Consider the following 473-nt stretch of genomic DNA (forward strand, 5'->3'; position numbering starts at 1 on the left):
TCGTAGTTGGTATTGCCAGAAGAGAAGGCAGGATAGACTCTTGCATAATAAGTGCCTCCCTGAATTGCTCTACTGATGGTGGCATTAGAATCTGAGTCAGCTCTGCTGCTTGTACTTAAAATATCACCATCACCTTCGTTAATTTGCCCATTATTGTTAAAATCTTTAATGAGTTCAACTCTTGCGGAGTCAGTTACACCACTAAGAGTAATGTCAACATCGCGACTAGAATCAACGGTGAACTGATAGACATCAGAAAGATCAGTTTCTCCTACAAAATCAGTCACCTCAACCGTTTGTCTGGGCGCTAAATTGCCAATATTTAAAGCTGTACTGAGACTATTGCCAGGACTCAAGGTCAGTGTACTGGGTTGAGATAAGAAGCCAAATCCTAAGTCGTAGTTGGTATTGCCAGAAGAGAAGGCAGGATAGACTCTTGCATAATAAGTGCCTCCCTGAATTGCTCTACTGAT

Annotated in this window: 1 protein-coding gene; it reads right to left on the reverse strand. The window is 41.9% G+C overall.

Translation table 11 applies throughout. The features are described 5' to 3' along the window. Positions 1-473 (reverse strand): PPC domain-containing protein (locus tag LKE08_RS11985; protein ID WP_324704463.1); only part of this gene is annotated, 473 nt, incomplete at both ends.

Origin of the sequence: Lyngbya sp. CCY1209, assembly GCF_035615495.1 — a bacterium.
In the GTDB taxonomy this organism is placed as follows: Bacteria; Cyanobacteriota; Cyanobacteriia; order Cyanobacteriales; family Microcoleaceae; genus Limnospira.